This is a genomic window from Pseudomonas sp. NPDC090201 (genome assembly GCF_044746825.1).
In the GTDB taxonomy this organism is placed as follows: Bacteria; Pseudomonadota; Gammaproteobacteria; order Pseudomonadales; family Pseudomonadaceae; genus Aquipseudomonas; species Aquipseudomonas putida_AD.
Genome location: NZ_JBIVCX010000009.1, coordinates 182,694 through 190,613 on the forward strand (window position 1 = coordinate 182,694; position 7,920 = coordinate 190,613).

The following is a 7,920-nucleotide window of genomic DNA, read 5'->3' on the forward strand; positions in this document are numbered from 1 at the left end:
TCAAATACTCGGTTTGCTGAACAAGACGGAAATCTTCGTCACCAGTGGCTTGTAGCTAGCGGCTACCACCATCAGCGTGATCAGGCCGCTGGCGGCCAGACCCATGAACGTGTTGAAACGGTTGTCGCTGGCGATCAGGCGCAGCACCGGCTCGCTGATCGCAAGGCCTGCGGCGGTCATCACGCTGATGCGCAGGGTGTCGCGCAGCCATTGGCCGTGAATCCCCGGGGCCAGGCGCTGATGCACGATTGCAGGCCAGATAGCGAACGACACCAGCCGCAGGACGAACCAGGCGATGGCAGCACCCAGCGCGCCCTGGTAATGAATCGCCAGCAACATCACAGGCACCGTGACCACTGTGGAAACGACGCTGTACCAGACATGCAGGCGCATCTGCCCATAGGCGTATTGCAGGTAGAACTGAAACGCGCTCATCGCCATGATGGCGCTGCCCAGCGAGTACCACGGCAGGATCGAGCGGCTCCACTGGGCCGCCACCTGATCGCCGGACCAGGCGTAGATCATGTCGTAGGGGTGCAGGGCAATCAGTGCCGCCAGCGGAAACAGAAAGGTGCAGACGAAGCGGTTGGCTGCCAGAAACAGGTTGTGCATGTCATCGCGCCGGCCCTCGGCCATCAGCACCGTCAGCCTTGGCAGCAGCGTCTGGGCCAGCGGGTTGCTCAACATCAGGATGCCGGTGGCCACCAGCGCCACCAGTGAGAAATACCCGTACTCGTTGAGCGGCAACAGCTTGGAGAGCAACACCTTGTCAATCTGGGTCAGCACGATCCACAGCACTGCGGTGCCGGACATGCCCGCCGCGAACGGGATGATCGGCTTGACCAGATGCCAGTCGAAGCCGGTCAGCCAGGACGGCGTCGGCATCTGCCGGTAGGCGCGGACCGCGAAGATCAGCGTCTCGACCAGCCCGACCAGCACCTGAAACTCGAAGAACGTGACCGGGTCGCTGGAAATCGTGCTCACCAGCAGCAGACCGCCGAAATAACGCAGCGTGGCGATGACCACGTTGGCGGTGTTCAGCCAGGCGTGCTGCTCAAGGCCTTGAATCCCGCTTTTATAGAGGGTGGCAAACAGGCGCAGCGCGACCACGATGCCCATCAGGCTGATGCACTGCACCAGCGTCTCGGTCGACAGGGCCTTGGCGTTGAGCCAGTGCACGGCGATCCAGTCGCTGCCCAGGTACATCGCCAGGCAGCAGAGGCTGGACAGCGGCAGGAAGATCAGCTCGAAGGAGCGCAGCAACCGGCCGGAGAAGTAGTCCAGCCTGTCGCTGGCCTGCTGATGGGCCACGGCCCGCACCAGGCTCGGCGATAGCCCGGCATCCAGCAGTTGCAACCAGGCTTGCAGCACCGAGAAGAACCCGATCAGCCCGTACGCCTCGGCACCCATGTGGCCAAGGTAAAAGGGCATGATCAGGATTCCCACCAGCAACGCGTAGGCCTGTCCCGCATAGCTCAACGCAGTGTTGCGTATGACTGAGCGCCTGTTCTGCATGATCCGTAGGTCCTGTTTCGACTAGATAACGCGGGCCAGGGAAGGCGTCGTGTAGGCGGCATTTGCGGGGCCGCACTCGGCGATCACGGTCTGGATCACCCGGTCCTGGTCTTCGCGGGACAGGCCCGGATAGATCGGCAGGCACAGCACGCGCTCGCTCAGACTGCGCGAAGCGGTCTGGGCCGCCTGCGGTTGCAGGTATTCCAGGGTGTCCAGCGACGGATAGAAGTAGCGACGCGGGTTGACGCCGTTGGTGTTCAGCGCGCTGCGCAGGTTGAGCAGTTGCTGCTCGTCGCGCAGGGCGATGGGGTAGTAGCTGTTGTTCAGCTGGCTGTCTTTTTCCGGCTGTTGCAGTTGCACGTAATCGCCCAGGGCGCTGTTGTAGCGCTCGGCGATCTCGGCGCGCTGGGCCAGAATGTTGTCGATATCGTCCAGGATGCACAGGCCCATCGCCGCCGAGAATTCGTTGAGCTTGGCGTTGATGCCGATGCCTTCGATCTTGTCTACGTCGGCAATGCCGAAGTTGCACAGCAGGTAGACCCGCCGGGCGATTTCGTCGTCATTGGTGATGATCGCGCCGCCTTCGATGGTGTGGAACAGCTTGGTGGCGTGGAAACTCAAGGTGCTGATGTCACCGAAGTTGAGCACCGACTGGCCAGCATGGCGGGCCGCGAAGGCATGGGCGCCGTCGTACACGACTTTCAGATTGCGCCGACGGGCGATTTCTTCGATGCGTTCGACCGCGCAGGGGTTGCCGAACACGTGAGTGCCGACGATGGCGGTGGTGTCGGAGACGATGCGGCTTTCGATGTGCTCCGGGGAGATGTTCCAGGTCTGGGCATCGATGTCGGCGAAGATTGGGCGGATGCCTTCCCATTGCAGCGAGCTGCTGGTGGCCACGAAACTGAACGGCGTGGTCACGGCGCTGCCGGTCAGGCCCAGGGCACGGTAGGCGACCTGCAGGGCCAGGGTGCCATTGTTGGTCAGAAGCACGTGCTTGACGCCCAGATAATCCTTGAGGCGCTGCTCCAGTTCGCACACCAGCGGGCCGTGGTTGGTCAGCCAGCCGCGCGCATAGATGCCTTCGACATACGTCTTGAACTTGTCGATATCGCCCAGGTAGGTCTTGGTTACGTTAATCATCGTGATCTCCATTTCTGACGCAATGCTTGTGGGCTTGCCGCTGCCGGTGGGCCTGGATCAGCCTCGGGGTGAGGCGGAAGGGCGATTGCCGGCCTTGTTGCTCATTCGTCTTGCCCGGCCCTGGTTGATCCTGAGGATCAGGCGGGTGGCCAGGCTTCCTGTGTGTGGGTCACCGAAGTGAAACAGCGCGGTGGCGCGCTTGACGTCGGGGCTGCAGCTCTTGTTGGCGTGCAACGTGCGATAACCCCAGAAGAAGTAAACGTTGCCCGGCTCCAGGCGCAGGATGTAAGGCTTGAGCCACTGGCGCTGCATGCCCTTGATGATCCAGTTGCGGGTGACCCTGTTTTGCAGCAGCGCCTTCTCGATCACGTTGAACAGCACCCAATGGCGCACCCGACGAATATTGGGAAACAGCATCAGATCGCCGCGTTGTTCACCTTCGGTAGGGATGAACACAGGAATAAGTGCGGTGACCAGGCTTGCGTCGTAGTGAAATGCATTGGATTCGCGAGTGCCCTGATTGCCCTGCACGCAACGCAATACAGGGAAGATCCGGTCGCTGGTGGCGTCCTTCTGTGCGGCGTGCCTGTAAAGCCCTGACAGCAAGTGCTTGAAGCGCACATCGCTCCAGTAGTCGGCCAGCAGGCTTTCACCGAGCATCGCTTCACCGTGATAGGCGAAGTATTCGCCCTGGTGTCTTTGCGCCTGTTTATCAGTCCAGGCGCGCAACTGCTCAAGATCGGGGGCAGTGACCGCGTCGCTCAGTTTTGCAAAGCCGTTGGTATCGATTTCGTCAGCCAGGCGTTGGACCAGCTGCTCATCCATGTCGAAAGATAAAGGCATTGCGTTGCGCCCCCTTGAGGAGTGGAAGGGGCACGACAGATCGTCATTCAGGGCTCAGGCACGCTACCGCCCGAATCTGCAGATCCTGCCGCGCGTTTCGCTTTCAGTGACGTGCAAGGCTCTTCATTTCGTTGGGCAAAGCTACCGCCCAACCGAGCACTTTCAGTCAATTTGAAAAACTTTGTTTCGGCCAACAGAAGCCCACCGGCGCAAGAAACTCACCGTTGTGTTCAGTAACTTCGTAGGCAGAACCAGAATGAAAAAAGTCGAAATGTCTTCTGCGCGCAACTCTGCGGTTACGGTGCTGAAACAGGAAAACATTAGACACGCATATATATCGACGGCGGCGCTTTCCCTGTCAAACGATTTCGCCAACATTCTGTTAAATTTTTGATAAACGGATTGAATAGAGTCGTAACCTATTGATTTATATCGCAGTCAAAAAACCAGCAGTGCCCCCGTTCGGTGCGCTGACGCTTTTCAGGCATTGATCTGTAACGCCGCTGAGAGGGGCCAGGGGGAGCAAAAGACGTTTTTCCAGCGCCAGAAGTCGGGCATTCGGCTGTGTCTCCAAAATGTTGGCGCTCATTAATTGAACTTTATGTCGAACGTGTTAGTTGGTTGGTAAGTGGCGAAAGTTAAGTGTGCGCCGATAAATGTTGTCAGTGAATGCTGACAACTTAATACGTGGACTCTATTCGTTTGAATGTATGTTCTGTTTCCGCTGGATAATTCGCGCCGGGCCATACATGCACAGTGTGACGTTCAGGGTGCCGGCAGGTGCCGTCATCAACAGAAACCTGAGCACGGTTGCTCCGGCCCTGCCGGTACTCCATCATCTGCCCGGTGCAGTGCATAAAAACCGGCTTAGCAGGAGAACCAATGAATACGCAGTCGAAAACCAGTGGAGTGGTGGCCCAGCGCCTGGCGCAGGCGCGCGCCTTGATGAGTCGCGAAGGTATCGATGCCTGGCTGGTGCCATCGGCCGACCCTCATCTGTCCGAGTACCTGCCGGGTTACTGGCAGGGCCGCCAATGGTTGTCAGGTTTCCACGGTTCGGTCGGGACGTTGATCGTCACCCAGGACTTTGCCGGTGTCTGGGCAGACAGCCGTTACTGGGAGCAGGCCACCAAGGAACTGGCAGGAAGCGGCATCGAGCTGGTCAAGCTGCAGCCAGGCCAGGCGGGCCCACTCGAGTGGCTGGCCGATCAGGCTAAGGCCGACTCGGTCGTGGCAGTGGACGGTGCGGTATTGGCGGTGGCGTCTTCGCGCACCCTGGCCAGCAACCTTTATGCACGCGGCGCACGCCTGCGTACCGACCTCGATCCGCTGACCCTGCTGTGGAATGATCGCCCGGCGCTGCCGACCCAGGCCATTTATGAACATGTCGCGCCTCAGGCCACCCAGACCCGCGGCGAGAAGCTGGCCCGATTGCGAGGCGTGATGGCCGAGCGCGGTGCCGATTGGCACTTCCTGGCGACCCTTGATGACATCGCCTGGCTGTTCAACCTGCGGGGTGAGGATGTTTCCTACAACCCGGTGTTCATTTCCTTTGCCTTGATCGGGCCTGACAGCGTCAGCCTGTTCGTGGCATCCGAAAAAGTCAGCGCCGAACTGCGCAGCGTCCTGGAGGCCGAAGGCATCACCCTGCGTGAGTACACCGCCATCGGTGCGGCGTTGCGCGAAGTGCCGAAGGATGCACGATTGCTGGTCGATCCGGCCCGGGTCACCTGTGGCCTGCTCGACTACCTGAGCAGCGAGGTGACGCTGGTCGAAGGGCTGAATCCGACCACGCTGTTCAAATCGCAGAAAAGCGAGGCCGACGCCCGGCACATTCGCCAGGCCATGGAGCAGGACGGCGCGGCGCTGTGCGAATTCTTTGCCTGGCTGGATTCGGCACTGGGTCATGAACCGGTCAGCGAACTGACCATCGATGAAAAACTCGGCGCGGCGCGCGCCACCCGTCCCGGCTATGTTTCCCAGAGTTTCGCCACCATTGCCGGGTTCAATGGCAACGGCGCAATGCCACACTATCGAGCTACCGAAGAAGAGCACGCACAGATCGAAGGCGATGGTCTGTTGCTGATCGACTCGGGTGGTCAGTACCTGGGCGGCACCACCGACATCACGCGCATGGTGCCGGTGGGCACGCCCACTGCCGAACAGAAGCGTGACTGCACCCGTGTGCTCAAGGGCGTGATTGCGCTGTCACGTGCGCATTTCCCGCGCGGGATCCTGTCGCCGCTGCTGGACGCCATCGCCCGCGCGCCGATCTGGGCCGAAGGCGTGAACTATGGTCACGGCACCGGCCACGGCGTGGGCTATTTCCTTAATGTGCACGAAGGTCCGCAAGTGATTGCCTATCAGGCAGCGGCCACGCCGCAAACGGCCATGCAACCGGGGATGATCACTTCCATCGAACCGGGCACTTACCGTCCTGGGCAGTGGGGCGTGCGCATCGAGAACCTGGTGATCAACCAGGAAGCCGGCAAGACCGAGTTTGGCGAGTTCCTCAAGTTCGAAACCCTGACCCTGTGCCCGATCGATACCCGTTGCCTGGAAACCGGCTTGTTGACGCAGGACGAGCGTGAATGGCTCAACGAGTATCACGCCGAGGTCAAGCGGCGCTTGAGCCCGCTGGTCGAAGGCGCGGCGCTGAAATGGCTGGAGACGCGCACGGCGGCTGTCTGATAACGACTAGCGCCAACCCTGACCTGCCTTATGGGGCGGGGCAGGGATGGCGTATACAGATCAGGGCTGAGGCTTCTTGCAGACGATGATCATGCTGCGGCTGGTGTAGCCGGCAGGATTGAGGCCCAGCGGAAACTCGCTCGGGTCTTCTGCTGCATCGCCCGACCTGGCGATGACGCGATACTGGCGCGACTCGCAGGAGTCGGTCGCCATCTGATAGCACTTGTCCCAGGAAGACGACAGGCCGGAGCAGTTGATATGCAGGCCCCGTTTACTCTTGACTGGCTTGGAGGTGGCCGCGCATCCGGTCATGGCCACGATCGCCAGTATTATTAAAATGTACTTCATTCACTTCCTTACCTGACCGGTCTTTCCCGCTCAGTCTCTAGCTTGAATTCGCGTAGCTTGCGTGAAGCCGACTGCCATGCCCGTCCGGGTGTATCCACGAGGTAGAGACGGGCCAGGATGTAAACATGGCGCAACAGCGTTACAAATGCTAGTGACATCGTGTAACGAAAGGAAAAATGCCCGTCAATCCGCAGGCACCAATGCCGCAGGTTCCGGCGTGGTGGTCAGTGTGGCACCTATGGACGCCACGATGATTGCGCCGATGGCCAGCCACTGCGTCAGCGACAGGGCCTCATGCAGAAACACCAGCCCCATCAGGGCGCCAATCGCCGGTTCCATACTCATCAATGTCCCGAAAGTGCGTGCGGGCATTCGAGTCAGGGCGATCATCTCCAGGCTATAAGGCAATGCGGTCGACAGGATGGCGACACCCAGGGCAATGGGGATCAGTGCAGGGTCCAGCAGTGCTGCGCCAGCGTGGGCCACGCCGAAGGGGGCGATGAAGATTGCGGCGATGACCACCCCCAGCGCTGCGGTCTGCACGCCGTGGTCGGCGCCGGCCTTCTGGCCGAACAGGATATAGGCAGCCCAACAGACACCAGCGCCGAGGGCATACAAGGCACCGGTGAGGTCCAGGGCGTCTGTCTGCCCCATCGGGATCAGCAACGCCAGGCCGATGACCGCCAGAATGATCCAGATGAAATCGGTGATCTTGCGTGAGTGCAGCAAGGCGACGGCCAGTGGGCCGGTGAACTCGAGCGCTACGCCGATGCCCAGCGGGATGGTGCGGATAGCCATATAGAAGAGGAAGTTCATCCCGCCCAGGGCGATGCCATATATAAGCACGGAGCGTAGTGAGTTCGCGGTGAAGGTCGTGCGCCAGGGGCGCAGGATCAAGACCATCAGGATGCTGGCGAAAATCAGGCGCAGGGCAGTGGTGCCCTGGGCTCCTACGGCGGGGAACAGCGACTTGGCCAGCGAGGCGCCGCTCTGGATCGACATCATGGCGACGAGCAGCATGCCTACGGGGAGGATCACCGAAGCCAGGCTGCGTTGTTTTGCGTTCATTGTTCAGGAAGGGTCCGTCAGAGGCAGGGAAGGGGGCCATTCTGCTGAAGAATGAAATATTGAGCAATATAATGCTCATTAATGGTTGATTTGGAGGTCGTTGAAATTAAGTGTTGACGCCCCCTCGAATCTCTCTATAATTCGCCCCACTTCCGGCGCAGTCGGAACGTCTAACTCCTTGAATATCAACGAGTTAGACGTTCAGGATAGCGAGGAAGTGCTTCGGTTCAGGTCACTGAATCGGCAGCGGTGAAAAAGGTGGTTGACAGCAGGTTGTAACGCTGTAGAATTCGCCTCCCGCTGACGTGAGAC

Annotated in this window: 6 protein-coding genes; 1 reads left to right on the forward strand and 5 read right to left on the reverse strand. The window is 60.1% G+C overall.

From position 1 onward, the window contains the following. From ACIPOO_RS21315 to ACIPOO_RS21325, 3 genes are read right to left on the reverse strand one after another with little or no spacing between them, the layout of a single operon-like run. On the reverse strand, positions 1-1,515 hold the full coding sequence (locus tag ACIPOO_RS21315; protein ID WP_400609623.1) for a lipopolysaccharide biosynthesis protein: 1,515 nt from the start codon (positions 1,513-1,515) through the stop codon (positions 1-3). A 21-nt stretch (positions 1,516-1,536) separates the two neighbouring features. Beyond that, positions 1,537-2,658 carry a DegT/DnrJ/EryC1/StrS aminotransferase family protein gene (locus ACIPOO_RS21320; protein WP_274136711.1) on the reverse strand — a complete coding sequence of 374 codons (1,122 nt, stop codon included), beginning with the start codon at positions 2,656-2,658 and terminating at the stop codon, positions 1,537-1,539. 57 nt (positions 2,659-2,715) lie between these two features. After that, on the reverse strand, positions 2,716-3,501 hold the full coding sequence (locus ACIPOO_RS21325; RefSeq protein WP_400609625.1) for a hypothetical protein: 786 nt from the start codon (positions 3,499-3,501) through the stop codon (positions 2,716-2,718). A gap of 882 nt (positions 3,502-4,383) precedes the next feature. Between ACIPOO_RS21325 and ACIPOO_RS21330 the strand changes: the two genes are divergently transcribed. Next, complete coding sequence (locus ACIPOO_RS21330) at positions 4,384-6,192, forward strand: M24 family metallopeptidase (protein WP_400609627.1); 1,809 nt, start codon at positions 4,384-4,386, stop codon at positions 6,190-6,192. 60 nt (positions 6,193-6,252) lie between these two features. On the opposite strand, the gene ACIPOO_RS21335 is transcribed toward ACIPOO_RS21330, so the two are convergent. After that, positions 6,253-6,540, reverse strand: coding sequence for a hypothetical protein (locus tag ACIPOO_RS21335; protein WP_400609629.1), 288 nt, complete (start codon positions 6,538-6,540; stop codon positions 6,253-6,255). A gap of 183 nt (positions 6,541-6,723) precedes the next feature. Next, positions 6,724-7,608: a threonine/homoserine exporter RhtA gene (gene rhtA, locus ACIPOO_RS21340; protein WP_400609631.1), complete on the reverse strand. Its 885-nt coding sequence runs from the start codon at positions 7,606-7,608 to the stop codon at positions 6,724-6,726. Positions 7,609-7,920 lie beyond the last annotated feature (312 nt).

Coding starts and splice junctions, on each gene's coding strand:
- ACIPOO_RS21315 (WP_400609623.1), bottom strand. CDS start 1,515: ATGCAGAACAGGCGCTCAGTCATACGCAACACTGCGTTGAGCTATGCG.
- ACIPOO_RS21320 (WP_274136711.1), bottom strand. CDS start 2,658: ATGATTAACGTAACCAAGACCTACCTGGGCGATATCGACAAGTTCAAG.
- ACIPOO_RS21325 (WP_400609625.1), bottom strand. CDS start 3,501: ATGCCTTTATCTTTCGACATGGATGAGCAGCTGGTCCAACGCCTGGCT.
- ACIPOO_RS21330 (WP_400609627.1), top strand. CDS start 4,384: ATGAATACGCAGTCGAAAACCAGTGGAGTGGTGGCCCAGCGCCTGGCG.
- ACIPOO_RS21335 (WP_400609629.1), bottom strand. CDS start 6,540: ATGAAGTACATTTTAATAATACTGGCGATCGTGGCCATGACCGGATGC.
- rhtA (WP_400609631.1), bottom strand. CDS start 7,608: ATGAACGCAAAACAACGCAGCCTGGCTTCGGTGATCCTCCCCGTAGGC.